Origin of the sequence: Ihuprevotella massiliensis (genome assembly GCA_900095835.1) — a bacterium.
GTDB lineage: Bacteria > Bacteroidota > Bacteroidia > Bacteroidales > Bacteroidaceae > Alloprevotella > Alloprevotella massiliensis.
This window is the reverse complement of sequence record LT608321.1, coordinates 866,751-890,161: the sequence shown is the minus strand read 5'-3', so window position 1 is coordinate 890,161 and position 23,411 is coordinate 866,751. Positions and strand designations below refer to the sequence as shown.

15 protein-coding genes and 1 tRNA gene are annotated in these 23,411 nt (G+C 49.8%); 8 read left to right on the top strand and 8 right to left on the bottom strand.

The features are described from left to right. Positions 1–229: 229 nt before the first annotated feature. The 6 genes from glsB to BQ2633_RS03720 all read right to left on the bottom strand — a co-directional run bounded on the left by glsB (position 230) and on the right by BQ2633_RS03720 (position 9,370). Entirely contained in the window at positions 230–1,204 is a 975-nt protein-coding gene (gene glsB / locus BQ2633_RS03750) for a glycine N(alpha)-acyltransferase GlsB (RefSeq protein ID WP_075567174.1), read from the bottom strand. A gap of 99 nt (positions 1,205–1,303) precedes the next feature. Continuing rightward, positions 1,304–2,143 (bottom strand): lyso-glycine lipid O-acyltransferase GlsA, encoded by an 840-nt coding sequence (gene glsA, locus BQ2633_RS03745; protein WP_075565201.1) that lies wholly within the window; start codon positions 2,141–2,143, stop codon positions 1,304–1,306. A 284-nt stretch (positions 2,144–2,427) separates the two neighbouring features. Then, positions 2,428–2,500: transfer RNA gene (locus BQ2633_RS03740), tRNA-Met, on the bottom strand. Positions 2,501–2,885: 385 nt separating this feature from the next. Further along, on the bottom strand, positions 2,886–5,246 hold the full coding sequence (locus tag BQ2633_RS03735; RefSeq protein WP_075565199.1) for a collagen-like domain-containing protein: 2,361 nt from the start codon (positions 5,244–5,246) through the stop codon (positions 2,886–2,888). A 120-nt stretch (positions 5,247–5,366) separates the two neighbouring features. Continuing rightward, a complete protein-coding gene (locus BQ2633_RS03730) occupies positions 5,367–7,358 on the bottom strand; it encodes a hypothetical protein (protein ID WP_346048100.1) in 1,992 nt (663 codons plus the stop codon). A 638-nt stretch (positions 7,359–7,996) separates the two neighbouring features. Continuing rightward, complete coding sequence (locus BQ2633_RS03720; RefSeq protein ID WP_075565194.1) at positions 7,997–9,370, bottom strand: UDP-N-acetylmuramoyl-tripeptide--D-alanyl-D-alanine ligase; 1,374 nt, start codon at positions 9,368–9,370, stop codon at positions 7,997–7,999. A 113-nt stretch (positions 9,371–9,483) separates the two neighbouring features. Here BQ2633_RS03720 and folP point away from each other — a divergent pair, with 113 nt between their 5' ends. The 8 genes from folP to BQ2633_RS03675 all read left to right on the top strand — a co-directional run bounded on the left by folP (position 9,484) and on the right by BQ2633_RS03675 (position 20,881). Next, positions 9,484–10,341, top strand: coding sequence for a dihydropteroate synthase (folP, locus tag BQ2633_RS03715; protein WP_075567173.1), 858 nt, complete (start codon positions 9,484–9,486; stop codon positions 10,339–10,341). A gap of 158 nt (positions 10,342–10,499) precedes the next feature. Continuing rightward, positions 10,500–11,267, top strand: a complete 768-nt coding sequence (gene cdaA, locus BQ2633_RS03710; RefSeq protein WP_075565193.1) for a diadenylate cyclase CdaA — start codon at positions 10,500–10,502, stop codon at positions 11,265–11,267. 413 nt (positions 11,268–11,680) lie between these two features. Beyond that, a complete protein-coding gene (locus tag BQ2633_RS03705; protein WP_075565191.1) occupies positions 11,681–13,075 on the top strand; it encodes an MFS transporter in 1,395 nt (464 codons plus the stop codon). Next, on the top strand, positions 13,075–14,079 hold the full coding sequence (locus BQ2633_RS03700) for a glycoside hydrolase family 130 protein (RefSeq protein ID WP_075565189.1): 1,005 nt from the start codon (positions 13,075–13,077) through the stop codon (positions 14,077–14,079). The genes BQ2633_RS03705 and BQ2633_RS03700 overlap by 1 nt, the downstream gene beginning before the upstream one ends. A gap of 2 nt (positions 14,080–14,081) precedes the next feature. Then, complete coding sequence (locus BQ2633_RS03695) at positions 14,082–16,316, top strand: GH92 family glycosyl hydrolase (protein WP_075565187.1); 2,235 nt, start codon at positions 14,082–14,084, stop codon at positions 16,314–16,316. Beyond that, the gene (locus BQ2633_RS03690) at positions 16,306–18,573 is read left to right on the top strand and encodes a GH92 family glycosyl hydrolase (protein WP_075565185.1); all 2,268 of its coding nucleotides are present in this window, start codon (positions 16,306–16,308) and stop codon (positions 18,571–18,573) included. The genes BQ2633_RS03695 and BQ2633_RS03690 overlap by 11 nt, the downstream gene beginning before the upstream one ends. 194 nt (positions 18,574–18,767) lie before the next feature. Further along, the gene (locus tag BQ2633_RS03680; protein ID WP_428829833.1) at positions 18,768–19,880 is read left to right on the top strand and encodes an ROK family protein; all 1,113 of its coding nucleotides are present in this window, start codon (positions 18,768–18,770) and stop codon (positions 19,878–19,880) included. Positions 19,881–19,888: 8 nt separating this feature from the next. Next, on the top strand, positions 19,889–20,881 hold the full coding sequence (locus BQ2633_RS03675; RefSeq protein ID WP_176720131.1) for a type I phosphomannose isomerase catalytic subunit: 993 nt from the start codon (positions 19,889–19,891) through the stop codon (positions 20,879–20,881). A 254-nt stretch (positions 20,882–21,135) separates the two neighbouring features. Here the strand turns inward: BQ2633_RS03675 and guaA are convergent, their stop codons facing one another. Then, entirely contained in the window at positions 21,136–22,746 is a 1,611-nt protein-coding gene (guaA, locus tag BQ2633_RS03670; RefSeq protein WP_075565181.1) for a glutamine-hydrolyzing GMP synthase, read from the bottom strand. A 220-nt stretch (positions 22,747–22,966) separates the two neighbouring features. Then, positions 22,967–23,395, bottom strand: a complete 429-nt coding sequence (mscL, locus tag BQ2633_RS03665; protein WP_075565179.1) for a large-conductance mechanosensitive channel protein MscL — start codon at positions 23,393–23,395, stop codon at positions 22,967–22,969. Between the last annotated feature and the right edge of the window lie 16 nt (positions 23,396–23,411).

The window sequence follows — 23,411 nt, the reverse complement described above, 5'->3', positions numbered from 1 at the left end:
CACTAAGACCAAAAGAAAAGAGGATGTACTCAAAGCGAGTGCATCCTCTTTTGGATTGTTATGTCGTTGTTGTCTTTCGGGGTTGCTCCGCCTTTCTCTTGTAAGCCGATTCCTAGGGCATCGTCCTACCTTGGTGTCTTCTGGAGTGGGCACGGTTGTAGACTGGTGTCCTACGGTGGGGGAGTCTTGGTCGGCTGTTAGTGGAAGAAGGGTAGAGTGCCGAGGGGGATTATCTAGTTTCTTCAAAGAAGAGTTTGGGAATGTCGGTCAGGCTCTGAGGATCGACGTAACTTTCGATGTGACGTTTGCGCTTGTCTTCGAGAATTTCATCCACTGCGATGAGAATGCTCGTTTCCTCCACGTTGCCAAATTCGTTGTTGATGGCAGTGCCAAAGACGCGCATGGTGGGGGAGAGGTTCATATAAGCATTGACCAAGGGAGGAATGTTGAACCCGCGTTCGCGCACAGCTTTATTCAAAATCTTGTAGTCTGCGCGGAAGTCCGTTTCGACAAAGATTTTCTTCAATTCCTCTTCGGGAGTTTCGAGCAACACGGGATTGTTGACCGTGATGAGTCCATCGCGATCGCCAAAGTGACGATTGAGGAAGTAGAGAATCATGTCGCGCGCTTGTCGGTCGAAGCTAGGATACATGGTCATCTTGCCGAAGAAATACTTCAAATCGGGCATGATTACGGTGAGTGCTCCCAGTCCGTCCCAGAGGTTGTCGAGGGCGTAGAGACTTTTGGCAAGGTTGCGCGTGCTTTGGTATTCGAGGGTCACGAAAGATCGTCCCAACTCCACGGTTTGTGGGAGAAAGTTTTCGATGAAATTGTCCGAGAAGGTGAACATGTGACCTGTTGCCAGATAGGGTTGTCCATTTTCGCGGAAGGTGATGTCGCTAGGAGGCAGGAAGCGATAGCCCCCAAGGATTTCTTCTGCATCGGGATTCCACACGATGAGTTGATAGTAGGGGCGTTCGCAAACGTCAAACTCATCGAGGTCCAAGGCTTGTCCCGTACCTCCTCCAGCTGCGCGGAAAGCGATTTCGCGCAATCTGCCGATTTCGCGCATCACGTTGGGTGCGTTGTGGTGGGTGATGATATAAATCTCGTTGCCTGCTTTGTTGGTCTTGCGCAACTGCAACTCTGGAGTGAGTTCGCGACGAAGCAAATCACGAGATACGGGTTCGATGATAGCTTGCATATTGTGGGAGGTATGATTTCCAAAACGGAGCTCCATGCTCGATGTTTCCCCTTGTGTGGGAAGATGGGGAGGGAGTGCTCAGAGTTTTTAGAGAAATAATCAGTGTTGTACTGAGGAAGGGAGGGTGTACACCAGATTTCTCACTTCGGCAGCCCATGCAGTGGGGGACTTCTCCGAGGTAAACGACTGCCAAGGGATAGGCTTGCCGATGTGGATGTCGAAGGTGCTGTGTTGGTGCTGGTAGAGTTCGTCTACGAGATAGAGCATTGCCAAATTGAACTTGATGCCTAGTCGCTTGCTCCAATTCGCCAAGCGATAAAAGAAATCGGAATTTCTGCCACCAAAATGGATGGGAACTACATCGCGTTGATATTCGATGCTTTTGCTCACGAAGGTTTTTGCCCATGGCACATCTTGAATCTGTCCATCAATGCGGCGCGAACATAAGCCAGCTGGAAACATGATCAGATGCTTGTCGCCTGCAAAAGCGGCATTTACCATCTTGGGAAATTCGCGACCTTGACGCCCCGTCTTGTTGATGGGCACAAAGAGAGGGGCAATGCCAGTGAGGTTCATGAGCAAGTCGTTCGCCAGATAGCAAATGCGACCATCATAGTGGCGGCCGAGGATGGCTCCCAATATCACACCGTCTGCTCCGCCCAAGGGGTGATTGCTCACAAAGGTGAAACGACGTCCATCGGCATCTGAGGGCAAGTTTTCCAATCCATGCACATTGAGCTTTAAATCAAGATGGTGCATGCAGTCTTCTAGCCATTGCACGCCTTGAATCTCCCCCTCTTTTGCGATAAACTGGTTAAGCCAATCTTGGTGGATTGTCTTTTTGAGATAGCGCACCAAAAAATCAGGAATGAAACGTGCTTTACGTCCCATCTTGTTGCGCAAAATCTGGTCGATGTCGATGAGATAGGGTTGTGCCATAGAGGAGAAGGTGGATGTGCGACTTGTAGAAGCACGCACATTTATGTCGTGTATGGGTTTGCAAAGTTAGCAATAAAAACTAAAACTTCGGGCTAAAATGACTTGTTTTCTGCACTTTTTTGCCGTTTTGCGCAGTTTTTTGTAGAGTGCGCAAAGTCTGTTTTTCTTGCTTCAAACGCTTCTTTTGCAGGTGAAAAAAGAGGTGGCAGTGAGAGGGGGAAAAGAGGGAGGATAGGGAGAAAAAAGAAAAGCACCAATCAAAATGATTGATGCTTTGGCTTGAGTTGCGGAGGCTCGACTCGAACGAACGACCTCCAGGTTATGAGCCTGGCGAGCTACCAACTGCTCCACTCCGCGATATGATGTTTTGCGCATCGGTTGTTCCCGAATTGCGATTGCAAAGGTAGTGACTTTTTTGTTATCCTCCAAATTTTTGAGGAGAAAAATATACTTTTATGCGCATTTTCTTGTTTTCACTCTGTTTTCACTGGTGGATTTGAGCAAAATGGGGTGGAAACGGAGAGAAGATGGTAAGTGCCTTTCGCATTGGAAAAGCGCCAGCGATGAGGAAAAAAAGAGAAAAGGCTGAGTGCCCAGATAGGGACTCAGCCTTGTTGTGTGGAGTGTGCTACGAGAGGAAGCCGGGGAGTGATGGGCATTCGCACTAAATTAGGGTGCAGCCTATAAAGCGCAGTGCTATAAAGTGCAGTGCTAAAATAGGGCTTCCGCGCTCGAGGTTGGTTTAGAATTCGTCGACAGTGGGGTCAACATTGCGGATACCTTCGATTTCACCGAGGTGGTCGGGTTGGTCGTTTACAAGACCGATGTTCACAGCACCGTCCTTCGTCATGGTTTGTACAGAAGAACTGTAGCCAGGAAGTGTGGGGTGTAGGCGATAAGCTGTGGTGCCGACACAGAAAACGATTTGTCCGCCAGGTCCGGGAATGTTGAGCTGACGAGGATATTCCTTCGTACCAGAAGCAATGACCTTACGCACCACTTGACCATTGGGGCGGGTGTATTCGACCATGAGCTTGAAGTTATTGGAAGATCCTGTGGGGAAGCTCGCAAATTCACCAGAGAGGAGCTTTGTAGCAGGATTGTATTTCGCCACATTGCGAGCGCGGGTCACAGAGAGCAAACCAGCAGCGCCTACTCGTTCGCCACTTACAGCAAGGTGACTGTTGATCTGTGTGCCAGAAGCCAAGTTGAGCACCACCTTAGAGGCGTCGAAAGGTTCACCGGCAGGAAGTTCGAGCCACTTGTGAGGATCTACCATGTAGAAGCGCGTGAGCTGTGAGGCTTTATGCAAACGGATGGTTTGGAAGTCAGAGCGGTCGTTGCTTTGGTAGACGGTCTGTGCCACGTAAGTTTCCCAGGGGATGGGGTGGAAGTAGGCAGCTGAGCCGCTGACACGGATTACACCATTGTCGCCTTGGTGGCTCACCACGAGGAGATATTCGTGGGGTTGCACGTTGCTAGGCGTAGCAGAGTAAGAGATGGCCTTGAGCGAGTCGGTGTGGTAGATGAAGTCCTGCATGAGGAACTGCTGATTGTTCATCGCAGGGTTCTTTTGGAGGATATAAACCACCATGCCGCGCAAGTGCTGCGTGAGAGCAGACGAAGGAATGCCATAGGTTTGCGTGTCTTCCCATCCTTCGATGCCTGTGTAGGTGCCATCGTCTTGGAGGATGAAGCGAGCAAATTCGTGCACAAAGCCAGTACGATTTCGGAGATCAAACTGGTTGGTGCGGCCCAAAGGTGACTGAGTGGGCACAGAAGAGAGTGGATTGTAGAAATAATTGACAAAGGTGCCCTTAGGAAGCATCAACTTGAGGTTGCGGCTGTAGGTGTTGCCCTTGTCGTTGCGTGCCATGAAGACCACTTCGTTGTCGATTTCCACATCGTTGAGGCGTGCCATAGGAGGAGCCGTGATGGTGATGGTCTTGTCAGCTTCGTTGACCTTGTATTTCCAGTTGGCAGGCATAGAAGCGTAGACCGCCTTCAAGTCGTCTGCTTTGGTGAAGGGGAAGGTCATGGTTTGACCTGGAGCAAAGCGAAGTTCGCGAGTGGTGGGCACGTAGCGTCCGCTCATGTCGCTGTTGTCGTCGGCATCGACGCTCTTCTCGGGTTGGATGTCGAAGTTGAGATCGGGAAGTACGGGGATGCGCACCACGGGAAGGGTGGGATAGGTGGTGTTGATAATGATGGAATCGCCAGCCGCATTGAAAGAAATCTTAGAAATAGGGCTGATCACACCAGGTTGTCCGTTGTCTCCCTTGGGACCTTGAGGGCCTTGAGGGCCACGAGGACCAGTTGCGCCGTTCTTACCGTCCTTACCGTCCTTACCATTGACACCGTCTTTTCCGTTGACGCCATCCTTACCATTAACGCCATCTTTACCATTAATGCCATCTTTACCGTCCTTACCGTCTTGGGCTTTTGCCAAAACCTTTTCACCATTTGCCATGACGAACTCGGTGCGGCCGTCACACCAAGTGACAGTCCAGTAGAAACGAGGGTCGCTGTTGTTGTCTTTGTCTTGTGCAGCGCCGAAGACGGGGGTGCAAGCATCTTTACCATTAACACCGTCTTTTCCGTCTTTACCATTCTGACCAGGAAGACCTTGAGGACCTTGTGCAGGCTTGCCAGTATTGTTGCCATTGATATACCAGTTGCCATCGCCACCGATGGTTACTTCAAAGGCAGGAGTCATACCGTCTTTACCGTTGATGCCATCCTTACCATCCTTACCATCCTTACCGTTGACACCGTCTTTTCCGTCGCGACCGAAGGGCACAAAGATGGTGGTGTTGCCGAGTGTGAGGTAAGCACCAGTGGTGTCGGCGTCGTTTTCGACAGCATAGATGAGCTTAGACACGGGTTCGCGATCGCGAATCATGTTGATGGCTTCTTGCAAATCGTTGACTTGACGATTGAAGGCATCGGCTTGGTTTTGGAGATCTGCCAAAGCCACGCTGGTGGTATATTGACGCTGATAGAGTTCTTGAGCATCCTCTTTGTAGCAACTGTGCAAAGTGGCCAAGGATGAGGCAGCAAGACCCAACCAAACGAGCGTTTTAGTGGTGAAATATTTTTTCATTTTGATAGAGCTATTCGTTATAAGTCTGCTTCCGACGCTTTGTTTGACGTGAGTGTCCAAAGCGTCTGAGAGTGCAGTGCCCGGAGTGAGCACTGAAGTCTCTCAAAGCAATGGATGATGTTATCTCAAAGTGATGCGTTGCAAGTTTTGGAGTGCGGCAGGAGCGTCAGAGATTTGGAAGAATTGACGTGCAGCATCCCATTGTCCGTTGCGTGCGAGGGCTACCCCCAAGAGGTTGTAGTAAGCCCCGTCGTTGAGTTTGAAGCTCTGGAGCAAGCGGAGGGCATCGGCATTTTGTTGTGCTTCGAGCAATTGGTGTGCGCGGCAGAGTTTTGCCAAAGGAGCATCGGGGTGGATGCGTTGTAAAGTGGCAAGTGCTGTTTTACCTTCGGCAGTGTTCACACCATAGTCGAGTGCTACGGCAAACATCTCTTCTGCGCCCACGTTTTCGGGTTGCGTCTTCATCATTTCCTTAGCCTCAGGAAGAGCGTAAGCGCGGACGTCAAACTGCACCGTGTAGGAACTCTTGCGGAGATAGGGGTAAACATTTGCCAAAAGTTCGGGATAACCTGCGATACGTTTGATTTCTTGCTTCACCACCTCCGTGTCGGGTTGACGTTGGAGGAGAGCGAGCACTTCGCTAGCGCTGGGGAGGTTTGGATTTTTGGTCAAGGTGTCGCGCAGACCATCCCAGTTTTCTGTCATACGACCGATTTGGAATTGACCACGATCGAGTTGTGGGTTGTGCGCCACGAGATAGTCGATGATGGATTGCGCACGGCCGGTAGACAAACGGAAGTTGTTGTTGAGCGGACCTTCGGGCGATGCAAAACCTTCCACGCGGATATTGCGCACGCGGTAGTCCTTGTTGGCGGTGATGTTGCGGAGTTCGTTGTCCACACGAGCTAACTCAGCTGCATTGTTGTGGAGGTTGCGCACGATATACGTCTTGTTGAGCGGATAGGTGAGCGCGATGCTTGCAGAGTAGTTGCGGGGCTTAGCCTCGGGAAGGGTGATGCGTTCGGGCAATCCCAAGAGGAGTTGTGCAGCCAATTCGGGAGTGAACTGCTGACGTGGTTTTTGTGGCATCACGGGAGAGGGCGCGGGCATGGGTTCGTAGGCCAATTGTGGGGCTTCTTGGCGGAACTTATAGACGAGACCCACAGCCGGTTGCCACACATAGCTGTCGTAGGCATGGCGGATGCTACGCACACCATCGATGGCGCGGTCGTGTTGCCAGATGAGGCGATTGTTCACATCGATGGCCCAGCGTGGAGAGAGGTTGAAGCGAACAGCCACATCACCACCGAGACCGAAGGTGAGTGACTTGTTAACATTAGGAGCAACGGTTTTCCCTGTTTCGCGATTCACGATTTTAGCATCGTAGTGGCTCAAGTAAACCCCAGGGCGCAACCAGAGTTCTACGGGTTTTTCGGTGTAAGCCGATGCGTAGAACAAGCGAGTGAGATTGAAGTTGGCGTTGATAGAAGCCTGCCAGAAGCAGATTTGGCTCTTGAGGTTGGGGAAGGGAGTAGCGGCGATTTGCACTTGCTGCGGATTGTTACCTTGTTCCCCGATGAGTGTTTTTCCGTCACGACTATTGGTAGGGAAATGATACACCGTACCATCAATCATGGTGTAGGGATAGTAGGTGTAAGCGTCGTGCTGACCAAGATAGAAATTGCGTTGGAAGTTGTTGGAGAAGGCATGGCTGCGTCCTGCGCCAAAGGCAGCTTGCAAACCAAATACCGAGGTAAATTGGTATCCACCGCTGAGTTGTGCACCAAGACCCAAGTGAAGATTGCCTTCGTTGGTCCAAGAGTAAAGCGTTCCAAAGGTGAGGGGAGACATCACTTCAGCACCAACAAACCAGTAGTTGGAGCGATATTGACGGCGAGATTCATGGCGAGTCTCTGTGGGATCGGTAGATGCCGTTGCCGTCTTGCTGTTGTTGGACAAAGCTACGACGTTTTCGGCAGAAGTCAGAGGAGAAGTAAGGCTGCTATTACTTGCAAAAGCAGGAATAGAGGTTGTGCTCACCGCCAAAAGTCCAAGAGCCAGCATATAACTCTGAGACTTGGCAGCACGCTTCTTAGTGTTCTGTAGATTCATTTTCATTGATATGATTGTTGTGTAATAAGCTGATTAACTCCAATCGGTCATTAGACTGTTATAGCGCAATTCGTTATAGAGAAGATAACTTCCAGTCATCTTTCATTTTCTTGTTGGCATCTTGTTTCTTGTTGGATTTCATCCTTCGTTTTCTCGCCATGGCATAACTCGAGCAAGCTCGGTTCTGCTCATTTGGCTTAACGAAAACGTTCGTTCTCGACGTAGCCCGCTACGCCTTCGAACGCACAACCAACCATCTGCTCAGCAATCCAATGAAATCTGTTCAGGATCTAATGACCGATTTGGGTTCACAAAGAGTGTGAATAGGCACACTTGCTCATTCGCGCTCCTTAGAAATATCTAAAAGTTCGCCCACATCTGGACTGAACGTAATATGTATGCAGATTTTATGCTGCGAAGATACTGCTAATTCATCGATAAATCCCTAAGAAACTTGGGATCAGGGTGATGATTTAACTTATTTTGCATGTAATAACGTAGGTAGACACGTCAAATACATCATTCAGACTCTTTCTAGTTTTTTGTAAACAGGGTTCTTTCTATCAGTTACGTAACACTTTACGTTGTCGTTTGAATACGAAAGGATTTTGTAGAGTTTTAGGGAAAACATTAGCGCGCTACAACAATTCGGGGAGTTGGAACAGACGCGTGCCGTTGGATCCCTTGATGAGAATGAGGTGGTCGTTGAGAGGGTGCGCTCCGAGTTCGGCTTTCACCGCTTCCACATCTGCGAAGGTGCGGAAGAGGGCAGCTTGGTCGGCAGAGAGAGTGGTAAGGGCTTGGGAAAATTCGCTGCCCACGAGCCACACTTGTTGGCAACCGGTAGTGAGCGCCAGTTGCAACACCTCAGCATGAGCATCGGCAGATGCTGTGCCCAGTTCGCGCATATCGCCGAGAATCATCATCTTGTGCGCATCTTCCGTCTGTGCAAAGCTGTGGAGCGCTGCGTGCATGGAAGAAAGGTTGGCATTGTAGGCATCAATGATGAGGCGGTTGTGCTGGGTCTTGCGATATTCCGAGCGGTTGTTGTTGGGGGCATAGTTGCGCAGTGCCTTGTCGATGGATGCCACGTGGACATTGTAGGTGAGTCCTACGAGAACTGCCGCCAAAGCATTGTCGAGATTGTAAGCCCCGATGAGCTGCGTCGCCACTTCGTGCCATTGTCCTCCGTTTTTACGCCAACGGAAGGTGAGGAAGGGGTCGCATGACACCACTTCGCCCTCGACCACATATCCGTGGTCGGGCGAACCATAAGTGAGGGTGGGCAGTCCTTCTGCACGGGGAGCAAGGTAAGGATTGTCGCCATTGAGGAAGACGAAGAGGGGAGTAGAGCCTTCGCGGAATTGTACATTGCCTTCTACTTCCTCGAGCAACTCCATGTTGCGTTTGCGGATGTTCTCATAGAGTTCCGTTTTCGCTTGGATTACTCCTTCAAACGAACCGAAACCTTCGATGTGCGCTTTGCCCACATTGGTGATGAGGCCGCAGTTGGGCTTCACGATGTTGGAGAGCAAAGCAATTTCCCCGATGTGGTTAGCCCCGGTTTCGATGACGGCAAACTCGTGTTCGTCGGTGAGACGGAGTAGGGTGAGAGGCACCCCGATGTGGTTGTTGAGATTGCCCTCAGTAAAGAGTACATTTAATTTTTCAGCAAGCACAGCAGCCACCAGTTCTTTGGTGGTTGTCTTGCCGTTGGTGCCGGTGATTTGAAGGATGGGAGTGTCTAGTTGACGACGATGGTAGGCTGCCAAAATTTGGAGGGAGATGAGGACATCTTCCACCAAAATGCAGCGCTCGTCTAGTTGAGCTATTTGAGCATCGTCGACCACAGCGTAAGCACATCCAGCTTCTAGGGCTTGGAGGGCAAACTGGTTGCCATCAAAGCTCGCACCTTTGAGGGCGAAAAACATGCTGTCTTTCACCAAATGGCGCGTATCGGTGGAGATGTGGGGGTGACGAAGAAAGAGTTCGTAAAATTCTGCTATAGACATAATCTAAAGATTTAGGTGCAAAAGTAGCAGTTCTCGGCGAATAACAAAAAATATAATCCAATTATTTGCCTGTCGAGAAACAAAAAAGTACCTTTGCAGCAAACTCAAAGACCATGTTTCCTGCTCCACAGTATACAATGAACCTCCGCGGAAAGCTCGTGGATTTGCAACGCCCTTGGGTGATGGGCATCTTAAACGTCACCCCCGACTCATTTTATGCCGATTCGCGCACTCCAATGGCTGAGCCAGAACGCATCGCGCAGCGAGTGCGCCAAATGTTGGCAGAAGGGGCAGATGTCATTGATGTAGGAGCTTATTCGTCACGTCCGGGAGCCGACGACATCTCTCCGATGGAAGAAATGCGCCGTTTGGAGGTGGCGCTCACTGCGGTGCGTGAAGTGTTTCCCGAGGTCTATGTGTCGGTCGATACATTCCGTTCAGAGGTGGCGCATCAGTGCGTGGAGCACTTTGGCGTGGATATAATCAATGACATTTCGGGGGGCGTGCTCGATCGAGCCATGCCCAAGGTGGTGGCGCGACTAGGTGTGCCCTACATCATCATGCACATGAAGGGGAATCCCGAAACGATGCAGACGTCTCCCGAATATCAAGACGTCTTGGCAGAAGTCTTGGAGTTTTTGGCGCGTCAGCAACAGCGATTTTTCGATGCTGGTGGTAAAGATGTAATCATCGATCCTGGATTTGGTTTTGGAAAGACCTTGCTGCACAACTATCGCTTGATGGACCGTCTCGAAGACTTTCACGAACTTCATGCACCGCTCTTGGTGGGCGTGAGTAGGAAGTCTATGATTTATAAATTGCTGGAAACGACTCCTCAAGAAGCCCTCAATGGGACAACCGTGCTCCACACGATTGCTATGATGAAGGGCGCGCATATCTTGCGTGTGCACGATGTGCAGGCGGCTGTGGAAGCGCGCACCCTTGTAGAAACCATGTGGCAAGCCTGTTGACCCTAGGCACTGATATGGCTCACTCCATACTATATAAGGACTGAGCGTTGTTTGTACAAAGGATTATCGTCCTGTGGTCGGAGGAAGAGAGTAATAATCAAAGGAAGAGACTAGCGTCTGACAGCGCCTAGCATCTCAGAAAAGATAAACATCGATTCATGTTAGAATTAGGATTTAAGGACATCTTAGATATAGTGCTCGTAGCACTGTTGTTGTTCTATTTGTATCGCTTGATGCGCGCCTCGAGTTCTGCCAATATCTTCACGGGCGTGCTCGTGTTTATAGTGGTGTGGATTTTGGTGTCGCAGGTGTTAGAGATGCGTTTGTTGGGCGGAATCTTCGACCGCATGGTCAATGTCGGTTCGCTCGCCCTCATCGTTTTGTTTCAAGGGGAGATTCGTCACTTTTTCTCCACCATCGGCACCCAGCGTGCCACGCGCCTGTTCAAATGGCTGCGACGCACTCCGCAAGAAGAGGTGTCGCGCGAACTCATCATGCCCATCGTGCGCGCTTGCATGGCGATGGGGCGTCAAAAGGTGGGAGCACTCATCGTGGTAGAAGGCATGGGAAGTTTGCAAGATGAAATCAACACCGGTGAAATCATTGACGCGGCTATTTCGCAACGCCTCATTGAAACGATTTTCTTCAAGAATTGTCCGCTCCACGATGGAGCAATGATTGTGGGCAAAGGACGGGTGAAGGCTGCGGCTTGTATTCTCCCCGTGTCGCACAACAATAACATTCAGAAAAACTTAGGTTTGCGCCACCGCTCAGGCTTGGGCATCTCTCAGAAGACTGACTGCCTCTCCATCATCGTGAGTGAGGAAACGGGTTCTATCTCTATTGCTTACCAAGGCGAACTGAAATTGCGCCTTACTTCTGAGGAACTCGAGGAACGCTTGGCACACGCTGTGGAACTTTGGTAATCCATTATCCCAAATAACCACCTGCTTATGCGACGAGGCTGTTGGGCATTGTGCCTGACAGCCTCGTCGCTATAGAGATACTTTGTGAAAGGACTTTGCTATAGATGGACTTTGTGCAAGATGATGGACTTTACTATTGTCGGACTTTGCGAAACATTCGTTATGCGACACGCAGAATAAGTAGGCACAGACCACCGTTGTGCTGTGATTTGATGAAAAATAATTCGGGTTTTATTCTGTATTCTCTCAGATTTCATTATCTTTGCGAATAGATTATTCGAGCAGAACCAGGCATTTTGCCGTACAGAAGAGTAGACCAACCCGAACTATACCATATTTCTGCCTTAGCGCACGTCTTCTTCTTGATATTCAGATGCTTGATAGTCTTCCTTGGTTCAGAAAGATTTACCACCATGACAACCGATAATACCAAAACTTCCCTCCGTGAAAAAATAGGATACGGACTCGGTGATATGTCTTCCAGTATGTTTTGGAAGATATTTTCGTACTACCTCCCTATTTTCTATTCCGATGTGTTCGGGCTTCATCCTTCCGATGCAGCAATACTGCTCTTGATTACCAAACTTTATGATGCTGTGTCAGACCCTGTGATGGGACTGATAGCTGACCGTACTCGCACGCGCTGGGGACGCTATCGTCCGTGGTTGTTGTGGGTGGCTTTGCCCTTCGCCTTGGTCGGCATCTTGTCGTTCTACACTCCCGATGCTAGCTACTCCTTTAAGCACGTGTATGCCTATGTCACCTATCTGATGATGATGACGGTCTACACGGCTATTAACGTGCCTTATGGTGCGATGCTGGGTGTGATGACAGAAGATAGCAACGAAAAGTCTGTGTTCTCATCCTATCGCATGTTCTTTGCCTACATCGGTAGCTTTTTGGCGATGGGATTGTTTGGACTCTTCGAGAAAGAAGTCATCGGTACTGTCAATGAAGCTGGCAAGGTCATCAAAGGTGTGGGCGATGCGTCTCCCATGCAGTGGACCTTGATTGTGACGGTTATTGCTGCGCTTTGCGCCATCCTCTTTGTGTTGTGCTTTGCCATGACGCGCGAACGAGTGCAGTTGCCCGAACAGAAAGAAAAGCAATCTATCAAGGAAGATATGAAGCACCTGCTCAAAAATAGCCCTTGGTGGCTGTTGTTGGGTGCAGGTATCGGACAACTCTTGTTTGGTTCCATCCGTGGTGGTGCCGCAGCTTATTATTTTGCCAACATCTTGGGCACAGATGTGCTCATCACCTGCGCGGTGTTCTTGACCATCGGCGAATTGGCACAGATGGCAGGTGTGGCATTTGCTGTGCCTCTCGCACAAAAAGTTGGTAAGAAGACCACTTTCTTTGCTTCTCTCATCTTTATTGCGGTGGTGAGTGCTGTAATCTGGTTCCTCCCCGTCGATACGAATGCCGGCATGATTGGGCTTATCGCCAGTCAAATCGCCATTTGCATCGGCATCGGTGTGGGCGCGCCCATGATTTGGTCGATGATGGCAGACGTAGCCGACTATTCCATCTGGAAACACGGCAACGCTAGTACGGGATTAATCTTCTCTTCTTCGTCCATGGCACAAAAGTTTGGTGGTGCTATCGGTGGTTTCATCCTCTTGCAGGTGCTCGCTTTTGCAGCCTATAACAAAGATGTCACTGTTCAAGCTCCCGAAACCTTGGCGGCTATCAAGGCATTGATGAGCTGGATTCCCGCAATAGGAGCACTTATAGGAGCTTTGTGCTTGTTCTTCTATCCCTTGACCACGAAGAAAATGACTGAAATACAAAATAAACTATCATAATGGATAACAAACTGACCATACAAGGAGCACCGCTCCCCAATATGCCCTGGGAGAATCGTCCCGAATCTTGCAATGATGTTTTGTGGAGATATTCCGCAAACCCCGTGATTCCTCGTGATCTCTTGCCCGACAGCAACAGTATCTTTAACTCTGCTGTAGTTCCTTTCAAAGACGGTTATGCAGGTGTGTTCCGCGTGGACGACAAAAACCGCCGCATGACCCTCCACGTGGGTTTTTCCAAAGATGGCTTGAAGTGGGACATGAATCCCGATACCATCAAGTTTGAAGGTGCTGCTCCCGAAGTGGCAGAGTGGGGCTATGGCTACGACCCTCGTGTGGCTGAGATTGATGGCCGCTACTATGTGTCGTGGTGCAACGATCATCACGGACCTACTATTGGCTTGGCTTGGACCGATGACTTTGTGACCTTCCACCAACTGGAGAATGCCTTCTTGCCCTACAACCGCAATGGTGTGCTCTTCCCCAAGAAAATTAATGGTCGTTTTGCCATGCTTTCTCGTCCTTCCGACACGGGACACACTGCGTTCGGTGACATTTTCTATAGCGAATCTCCCGATCTCGAATTTTGGGGACGTCATCGTCACGTGATGGCGCCTGCAGAGTTCAAAGAGAGCGCATGGCAGTGCATGAAGATTGGGGCAGGTCCTGTGCCTATCGAGACTTCTGAAGGCTGGTTGCTCATCTACCATGGCGTGCTCCATTCTTGCAATGGTTATGTCTATGCCTTCGGTTCTGCGCTTTTAGATTTGGAACAACCTTGGAAGGTGCTGGCACGTAGCGGACAATACTTGATTTCTCCTCGTGAAATCTATGAATTGGCAGGCGATGTGCCCAATGTGACCTTCCCTTGCGCTTCATTGCACGATCCCGAAACTGGAAGAATCGCCATCTACTACGGATGCGCGGACACCGTGACAGGATTGGCGTTCGGATATATCCCCGAAATCATTGAGTTTACTAAACGCACCAACATATTAAAATAGCAATGAGATTTCTTGTCGCCGTAATCGCTCTACTCATTCCCTTCTTTTCCAGTGCGAGACAGCTGACGGATTATGTGCATCCATGGGTGGGGTCGTCCAATTTTGGGACGACCAACCCTGGTGCCGTTTGTCCGAACGGCATGATGAGCGTCTCTCCCTTCAACGTCACTGGATCGGAGAAAAACAAGTGGGACAAAGACAGCCGATGGTGGTCTACTCCCTACACTTCAGACAACTGCTGGTTTACTGGTTTTTCTCACGTCAATCTGAGTGGAGTGGGATGTCCAGAATTGGGAACGATCCTCACGATGCCAACTTCTGGAGAGCTTTCAACCGACTATCTGTTGTATGGGAGCGAATACACGGGCGAGACGGCGCAACCAGGCTATTATGCCTTGAAACTCTCAAAATATGACATCTTGGCGGAGGTGGCATCTACAATGCGCTCTTCCATCGAACGCTACACTTATCGCAAGGGTAAGGCGCATGTCATTGTCAATCTCGGACAAGGTCTCACGAACGAATCGGGTGGTTTCATCCGAAAGGTTAGTGACACCGAAATTGAAGGCATGAGATTGTGTGGTGGATTTTGCTATCACTCTCAAGCGGTCTTCCCACAATATTTTGTGATTCGTGTGAACAAGAGTCCTAAAGAAGCTGGTTTTTGGAAGAAGCAACCCAACATGACCGCCGAAGCAGCGTGGGACGAACATGCAGGCAAATATAAGGTTTACACCGATTATGCCCGCGAAATGGCAGGCGATGATCTCGGTTATCGTTTCACCTACGACGCAGAGGATGGAGAACAAATCTGCGTGCAGATGGGCGTATCGTTCGTGAGTTGTGAGAACGCGCGCCAGAATCTAGATGCTGAACAGCTAGGGTGCAACTTTGATCAAGTGCGTGCTGAGTCCCATCGCCAGTGGGAAGAAGCCCTCGAAAGAGTGAAAGTGAGTGGCGGCACCGAAGAACAGAAGGAAATCTTCTACACGGCACTCTATCACGCGCTCTTGCATCCCAATGTACTCAATGATGTCAATGGTGAATACCCCTTGATGCAAGGCGGAAAGTATGCTGCACAAAATGGCATCGAGGTGGTGCGCCCCGGCATTGGTAAGGTGGCAAAAGGTCACAATCGTTACACGGTGTTCTCCCTTTGGGACACCAGTCGCAACCTGCACCAGTTACTCACCTTGGCATATCCCGAGAAACAAATAGACATGGTGCGCAGCATGGTGGACATGTACAAAGAATGGGGCTGGATGCCTAAGTGGGAACTGTATGGTCGCGAAACTTTCACCATGGAAGGCGACCCCGCTATTCCAGTGATAGCAGACACCTATCTAAAAGGACTGACCGACTTCGACATCCAAGCGGCATATAAAGCCTGCCTCAAGTCTGCCAACACACCGGGCAAAGACAATAAGATTCGCCCTGACGTGGATCCTTACATCGCGAAAGGCTACATTCCTCTAGGTTATTTCGCGCAGGATTTCTCTGGAGATAACTCCGTGTCTCACGCTTTGGAATATTATGTGGCCGACAATGCTTTGGCTTTGTTGTCTGACAAACTAGCACAAGAAGCAAAGAGTAGCGCGCAGAAGGCAGAATACCAAAAGTATGCAAAGGAGTTTAGAAAGCGCTCCAAAGGTTGGCGCCATTACTACAGCAAAGAGTCCGGTACTTTGCGCCCCTTGAACAGCGATGGCACGTTCCTCGCTCCCTTCAACCCCAAAGATGGGGCAGACTTCTCCAATACCCCCGGTTTTCACGAGGGTAGTGCGTGGAACTATACCTTCTACGTGCCCCACGACATCGAAGGTCTGGCGAAGGCTATGGGCGGTGATAAAGCCTTTGTAGCCAAACTCCAAAAAGTGTTTGATGAAGGACTTTATGATCCAGCCAACGAACCCGACATCGCTTATCCTTTCCTCTTTAGCCGATTCAAGGGTGAGGAACACCGTACGGAAAAAACTGTGTCTGCCCTCTTGAAGAAGTATTACACCACTCGCCCCGATGGCATTCCTGGCAACGACGATACAGGAGTGATGTCTGCATGGGCAGTATTTAGCATGATCGGAATGTATCCCGATTGTCCTGGCGAACCCCAATATACGCTTTTCTCTCCTGTCTTTGACAGTGTGGAAATCAATGGGAAATACGTCATCCGCAAGGATCAGAAAATAAAGAAACACCGTATCACACACCAAGAATTTGTCAGAGATTATGCAAAATAACGGAGGATTCAGTCTCAAAGAGGCTTTCAGAGGCTTCCGCACGATAGCGCTATTTACCGCTTTGTCGTGCAGTGCTTTGTCGTGTGTCAATGCGAAGATGGACACTTACGCCAAACACGTAGACACCCGCATAGGCACCGGAGGACATGGTCACGTCTTTGTAGGGGCGAATGTACCCTTTGGTATGGTTCAGTTGGGACCAACCAGTGTGCCGCAAGAATGGGACTGGACATCGGGCTACCATGCTTCGGATAGCACGGTGATTGGATTTTCCCACACCCACTTGAGTGGTACGGGAATTGGCGATTTGTTTGACATCACCGTCATGCCTGTGGTTGGTAAGTCTGTGTATGAAAGAGGCAAAGTGGGACAACCCGAAACGGGGCTTTGGTCGTATGCCGATCGCTCCAAAGAAATTTCTATCCCGGGATATTACAGTGTTCCCCTCACCCGCTACGGCATTTTGGCAGAACTCACCGCCACTGACCGAGTGGGGCTCCACCGCTACACCTTCCCAAAATCGGATGAGGCAGCCATCGTGCTCGATCTTGAGAATGGTGGTTGCTGGGACAAGGCACAAGATACTCACATCGAGGTGGTAGACGGCAATAGCATCCGTGGTTGGCGTCACTCCAAAGGATGGGCAAAAGCGCAAAAGATGTTCTTCTATGCTGTGTTTTCTAAGCCTTTTGAAAGGAACGAGAAAATGTTTATCCAAAAAGATGGACAGACCAGATATGCCCGATTCTCTTTCCGTACGCAGCAAGGCGAGCAGGTGTTGATGAAAGTCGGCATCTCTGCCGTAAGCATGGACGGTGCGAAGATGGCTGTGGAAAAGGAACAACCTGCATGGGAATTTGAAAAGACGAAAAAGAAGGCTTGGGAACGCTGGAACAAGGAACTTTCTAAAATCAAGATTGAGACCTCCGACGAACCTTCTCGCAAAATCTTCTACACTGCCCTCTACCACACGATGGTAGCACCTTCGCTCTTCTCAGATGTCGACGGAGCTTATAGAGGTGCTGATGGAAAGGTCTACAACAAGTCGCGCAACGTCTACACGACCATGTCGCTTTGGGACACTTACCGCGCTGCGATGCCCTTGTATCACATCATTCATCCCTCCAAGCGTGCGGATTTGATCAACACGATGTTGGACATCTTCGACGAACAAGGGAAGTTACCCGTATGGCATCTCATGGGCAACGAAACCGACTGTATGGTAGGTAATCCTGGGGTGATTGCCGTGGCTGAGGCCATCGTCAAAGGAATAGAAGGCATCGACAAAGAGAGAGCTTATAAGGCTTGTAAGGCTTCGGTGATGCTCGACGAGCGCGGACAAGATATTCGCAAGAAATATGGTTACATCCCTTGTGACTTGTACGAAGAAGCCTGTGCCAACGACATGGAATATGCCATTGCCGATGCTGCTGTAGCCAATGCGGCTCGCGTGCTAGGTCATCATGAAGACGAAAAGTTCTTCAGAAATCGCAGCCACAGTTGGAGAAACTTCTTTGACAAAGAGACCCAGTTTGTGAGAGGTCGCACTGCTGATGGCGGTTGGCGCACTCCTTTCAATCCTTTCTCCGCTGAACACCGCGCCAATGACTATTGCGAGGGCAATGCTTGGCAATACACGTGGCTTGCTCCTCACGATTTGAAAGGATTGCTCGAGGCTTTCGGAGGCAGAGAAAAGATGACGCATCGTCTCGACTCTCTCTTTAAAGCTCCCTCAGTACTTGGCAAGGACGCGTCTCCCGACATGTCTGGCTTGATTGGGCAATACGTTCATGGCAACGAACCCAGCCACCATATCATCTATCTCTACACCATGTCTGGGCAACCTTGGAAGACGGCTGACAAGGTGCGTGAGATTCTCGAAAGTCAATATCACGCAGCCCCTGATGGACTCTCGGGCAATGAGGATGTGGGTCAAATGTCGGCTTGGTACATCTTGACTGCGATGGGCTTCTACAACGTAGAACCTGCTTCGACAAAGTATTGGTTTGGTAGTCCCCTCTTTGACAAAGTTTCGATTGTAGTGAGCAAAGACGGCAAGACGAAGTTTGACATCAACACGGTGAATAACAGCAAAGAGAACAAATATATCCAAAGAATCACACTCAATGGCCAAGAGTGGAACAAGCCTTATATAGAATATGGCGACATCGTCAAAGGTGGCAAACTCACTTTCTACATGGGGGCACAACCTGCAGTGTGGTATAACTGGGAAACTGCCAATGAAGCGGCAGAATAAGTCATCCCCAAAGCCGACAATAAAGACTTTTCTTGGGATTTAGCTCAGGCACTACTGGCAACATTACTTCTGAGTTTTGGGAGGATAGGGTGAACGTTTCCCCATCCTCACCAAGAGCGGAAGCCGTGATGCGCAAGCCCAAGACTTTTCCCTCCTTCTCGAACAAATCTTTGAACAACGCAAAATAGCAAAGCATGAATATATATGAAGATAGCCGTACTGTGCTGACATTGGATGCAGGCGGTACTAACATGGTTTTCGGAGCCATGAAAGGTGGCAAACCCACTCCTTTCTCTGTGACACTCCCTTCCAATGCCCACGATTTGGACCTATGTCTAAATACAATGGTCGAAGGGTTCAACCGTGTGATTGAGACTCTCTCTGAAAAACCGCTTGCCATCAGTTTCGCCTTCCCTGGCCCTGCTGATTATCCCAACGGCATCATCGGAGGATTCCTTCCCAACTTTCCCTCCTTCCGCGACGGTGTGGCACTCGGTCCTTTCTTGCAAAAAAAGTTTGGTATCCCTGTCTTCATCAACAATGATGGTGATCTCTATGCTTATGGCGAGGCACTCGGAGGTGTGTTGCCAGAGGTCAATGCCAAGATTACTGCACAAGGCGGAAAGAAGCAATACAAGAACCTCATCGGCTATACCTTCGGCACGGGTTTGGGCATTGGTTGTGTGATTGGCGGCAAACTCAACATCGGAGACAATTCATGCGTAGAAACTTTCTGCTTGCCACACCCCGATAATCGCGAAGTCATCATCGAAGATGGTGCAGCCATCCGTGCGGTGAAACGTGTCTATGGAGAGTTGTCGGGAGATGCCAACCACGGTTTGGAACCCAAAGACATTGCTGCCATTGCTCACGGAGAGAAAGAAGGGAATCAAGAAGCTGCCATCAAAGCCTTTGCAAAAATGGGTGAAGTAGCAGCAGAAGGCATTCGTTTGGCAGTCACCCTCATGGACGGTCTTGTGGTCATTGGTGGTGGCATCATGGGCAGTCACGATTTGCTCATGCCTAGCATCCTCAAGACCTTGCGTGGCAAGATTCATACGATGTCCGGGGATGAACTCGATCGCGTGTTGATGAAGGTGTATAACCTCGATGATGATGCCGAATTTGCAGCCTTTGCCAAAGGTGACGCTCGTGAAATCAAAATCTATGGCTCGGAAGAAACTGTGGTCTATGATCCACAAAAGCGTATTGGTATCATGCGTTCCAAGATTGGAGCTTCTGCTGCTATCTCACTTGGGGCTTATGCTTTTGCCCTTTCTAAACTAGATGAGCTATCAAATAACTAATGAATATGTTGTATCCTATTAAGTTTAATCCACTCTTGAAGTCCTTGGTTTGGGGTGGAGAGAAAATTGCACCATACAAAGGTATCAAGACCGAACAGCACCATGTCGGCGAAAGCTGGGAAATCTCAGGAGTGCCTGGTAATGAGTCCGTAGTGGCAGAAGGCAGTCTGGCTGGAAAGACCGTCGTAGAACTCCTCGAAGAATATAAAGAACAGATTGTGGGACGCCATGTCTATGACAACACAGGCAATCAGTTCCCCTTGCTTATCAAGTTTATTGATGCAGCTTCCGATTTGAGCATCCAAGTGCATCCCGATGATGCCTTGGCTGGTGTACGCCACAATGGTTCTAAGGGTAAAACCGAAATGTGGTATGTCATCGAAGCCGACAAAGATGCTTACCTGCTTTCTGGATTGTCCAAAACGATTACTCCCGAAGAGTATGAGAGAATGGTGGAAGACAACACCATTACTGACGTCATTGCTCGTCACAATGTCAAGAAAGGCGATGTCTTTTTCTTGCCTGCGGGTCGCATTCATGCCATTTGTGGCGGATGTTTCATTGCTGAAATCCAACAGACTTCTGACATCACCTATCGCATCTACGACTACGGCCGTATGGGATTGGATGGTAAGCCTAGAGAGTTGCACACGGAATTGGCGAAAGATGCCATTGACTTCAAGGCGTATTCTGACTACAGAACGGACTATGTGACGCGTGAGAACGAGAACACTCCTTTGGTAGAGTGCCAATACTTCACGACCTCTCTCTTGGATTTGACACAACCTCTTACCCAAGGATTGGCAGATCGAGATTCTTTCACCATAGTAATCTGCACAGAAGGTGAAGGTACGGTGACTGTGGAAGGCGACAACATCGACCAACAATACAAGACCGTCTCCATGCGCCAAGGTGAAACAGTACTTGTGCCTGCATGTGCCACTAGTATGACCGTGACTCCTTCAGGCAACATTAAGGTGCTCACCAGCTACATCAAGTAAGCGTGTAAGCCATCTCGTGTAGGCTATCTGTTATCTCTCGCCCATCCCTCACGCTCCTTCTGTGAATTCACTCACACAGGCTCGGGAATAGGCACATTGGCTCAAAAGAGTGCTTGTACGATTCTTTCACGTAGAAAGCCTTATCAGGTAAGCCCCACTCCAAACAAAACACCTCATTATGATTCGATGCCATAATGAGGTGTTTTTTGTGTTCTCCCTGCTGTGGAGCAGCGGAGAGGGTAGTCGTGAGAGGATTATTCCCACTCGATGGTTGAAGGTGGTTTTGAGGAGATGTCGTAGCAAACGCGGTTTACGCCACGCACATTGTTGATAATCTCATTGCTCACCTTTGCCAAGAAGTCGTAGGGGAGGTGACTCCAGTCGGCAGTCATTGCGTCGGTAGAGGTTACGGCGCGGAGTGCCACGGCTTGTTCGTAGGTACGTTCGTCACCCATCACGCCCACACTCTTCACAGGGAGGAGCATCACACCAGCTTGCCATACTTGGTCGTAGAGTGAAACCTCGATTTCTCCATGTTCGGGAGCATCGTTAGGCACACCAGCAGCAAGCACACGGCGAGCCGTATCCACATCCATCTTCACCTTGTAGTCGTGGAGACCACGGATGAAGATATCGTCGGCATCTTGAAGGATGCGCACCTTTTCGGGAGTGATGTCACCCAAGATGCGCACGGCAAGACCCGGACCAGGGAAGGGGTGACGGTTGATGAGATGTTCGGGCATACCCATTTGACGACCCACACGGCGCACTTCGTCCTTGAACAACCATTGGAGTGGTTCGCAAATCTTGAGGTGCATCTTTTCGGGAAGACCGCCCACGTTGTGATGGCTCTTGATTACCTTGCCGGTGATGTTGAGCGACTCGATGCGGTCGGGGTAGATGGTGCCTTGTGCCAGCCACTTCGCATCAGTAATCTTCATAGCTTCAGCATTGAAGACGTCGATGAAACCAGCACCGATGATTTTGCGCTTGCTTTCGGGTTCTTCGACACCAGCCAGTTCTGTGAAGAACTTTTCGCTAGCATCCACACCGATTACGTTAAGACCAAGGCATTTATAGTCTTCCATCACCGCGTTAAACTCGTTCTTGCGGAGCATACCGTGGTCCACAAAGATACAAGTGAGGTTGCTGCCGATGGCCTTGTTGAGCAACACCGCAGCTACAGAAGAGTCCACACCACCGGAGAGACCGAGGATCACACGGTCGTTGCCGAGTTGCTCCTTGAGTTCAGCCACAGTCGTTTCAACGAAAGAGGCAGGGCTCCAGTCTTGGCGGCTACCACAGATGTCGACCACAAAGTTGCGGAGCAAAGTGCTGCCTTGGAGTGAGTGGAACACCTCGGGGTGGAATTGTACGCCCCACAACTGCTCGTTGTCCGCTTGATAAGCTGCATACTTCACTTGTGGAGTAGAGGCAATGCAACGGAAACCTTCGGGGATGGCAGTGATGGTGTCGCCGTGGCTCATCCACACTTGAGAGTTTTCGTGAAAATCACGGAAGAGAGGATTGGTGTGCTCAAACGTGGTGAGGTTAGCACGACCATATTCGCGCGTGTTGGCTGGTTCCACCTTGCCACCATAGGTGTGTGACATATATTGCGCACCATAGCAGATGCCCAAGATGGGGAGACGACCGCGAATCTTGGAAAGATCCACCTGGAAGGCTTCTGGATCGTAGACACTGAAAGGCGAACCTGAGAGGATGACACCAATCACAGAGGGATCATCGTGCGGAAACTTGTTGTAAGGCAAGATTTCGCAGAAAGTGTCAAGTTCACGGACGCGACGACCAATGAGCTGAGTGGTCTGCGAACCGAAGTCGAGGATAATGATTTTCTGTTGCATATATAGAGTTTAGAACGCTTCTATAGTGTTTAGAATGCTTCTGTGAGATGATAATGCTTCATTAGAGAGGGACACCTGCTAGGAGGCACCTACTAAGGAGCATCGTCGTGTGGCGAACTGGAAGTCACAACGCCGGTGCTGGTAAGAAAAGGCTTCCTCTACATCGGCGGAAAAAAGTGACAAGTGGCGCGCACGTTCGTTCGTCCGCGCCACTTGGGCATTAAGCTTTAGATTGCTTTTCGAGCAAGTCACGAATCTGCGTGAGCAGTTCTTCCTGCGTAGGACCAGCAGGAGGTGCAGGAGCAGCCTCTTCTTCTTCCTTGTCCTTTCTCTTCAAAGCCTGGATGCCTCGCACGAGTAAGAACACGCAGAAAGCCACGATGATGAAGTCGAGAACAGTTTGGATGAAGTTACCATAGTTGATAGTCACCTCTGTTTGTCCTTCTATAGCTGCGGGAAGTTTCACAGAAAGGTCCTTGAAGTCTACACCACCAATGAGCCAACCGATGGGAGGCATGATGAGGTCGTCTACAATAGAGGATACGATTTTACCGAAGGCACCACCAATGATGACACCGACAGCCAAATCTACTGCGTTTCCTTTGATGGCAAACGCCTTAAAGTCTTGAAAAAATGTGGATTTAGACATTTGTCTGATTTTTTTA

What these genes read in the sequence shown, in the direction of transcription:
- glsB (WP_075567174.1), bottom strand. Translation starts at nt 1,204, where the DNA reads ATGCAAGCTATCATCGAACCCGTATCTCGTGATTTGCTTCGTCGCGAA.
- glsA (WP_075565201.1), bottom strand. Translation starts at nt 2,143, where the DNA reads ATGGCACAACCCTATCTCATCGACATCGACCAGATTTTGCGCAACAAG.
- BQ2633_RS03735 (WP_075565199.1), bottom strand. Translation starts at nt 5,246, where the DNA reads ATGAAAAAATATTTCACCACTAAAACGCTCGTTTGGTTGGGTCTTGCT.
- BQ2633_RS03730 (WP_346048100.1), bottom strand. Translation starts at nt 7,358, where the DNA reads ATGAATCTACAGAACACTAAGAAGCGTGCTGCCAAGTCTCAGAGTTAT.
- BQ2633_RS03720 (WP_075565194.1), bottom strand. Translation starts at nt 9,370, where the DNA reads ATGTCTATAGCAGAATTTTACGAACTCTTTCTTCGTCACCCCCACATC.
- folP (WP_075567173.1), top strand. Translation starts at nt 9,484, where the DNA reads ATGTTTCCTGCTCCACAGTATACAATGAACCTCCGCGGAAAGCTCGTG.
- cdaA (WP_075565193.1), top strand. Translation starts at nt 10,500, where the DNA reads ATGTTAGAATTAGGATTTAAGGACATCTTAGATATAGTGCTCGTAGCA.
- BQ2633_RS03705 (WP_075565191.1), top strand. Translation starts at nt 11,681, where the DNA reads ATGACAACCGATAATACCAAAACTTCCCTCCGTGAAAAAATAGGATAC.
- BQ2633_RS03700 (WP_075565189.1), top strand. Translation starts at nt 13,075, where the DNA reads ATGGATAACAAACTGACCATACAAGGAGCACCGCTCCCCAATATGCCC.
- BQ2633_RS03695 (WP_075565187.1), top strand. Translation starts at nt 14,082, where the DNA reads ATGAGATTTCTTGTCGCCGTAATCGCTCTACTCATTCCCTTCTTTTCC.
- BQ2633_RS03690 (WP_075565185.1), top strand. Translation starts at nt 16,306, where the DNA reads ATGCAAAATAACGGAGGATTCAGTCTCAAAGAGGCTTTCAGAGGCTTC.
- BQ2633_RS03680 (WP_428829833.1), top strand. Translation starts at nt 18,768, where the DNA reads ATGAATATATATGAAGATAGCCGTACTGTGCTGACATTGGATGCAGGC.
- guaA (WP_075565181.1), bottom strand. Translation starts at nt 22,746, where the DNA reads ATGCAACAGAAAATCATTATCCTCGACTTCGGTTCGCAGACCACTCAG.
- mscL (WP_075565179.1), bottom strand. Translation starts at nt 23,395, where the DNA reads ATGTCTAAATCCACATTTTTTCAAGACTTTAAGGCGTTTGCCATCAAA.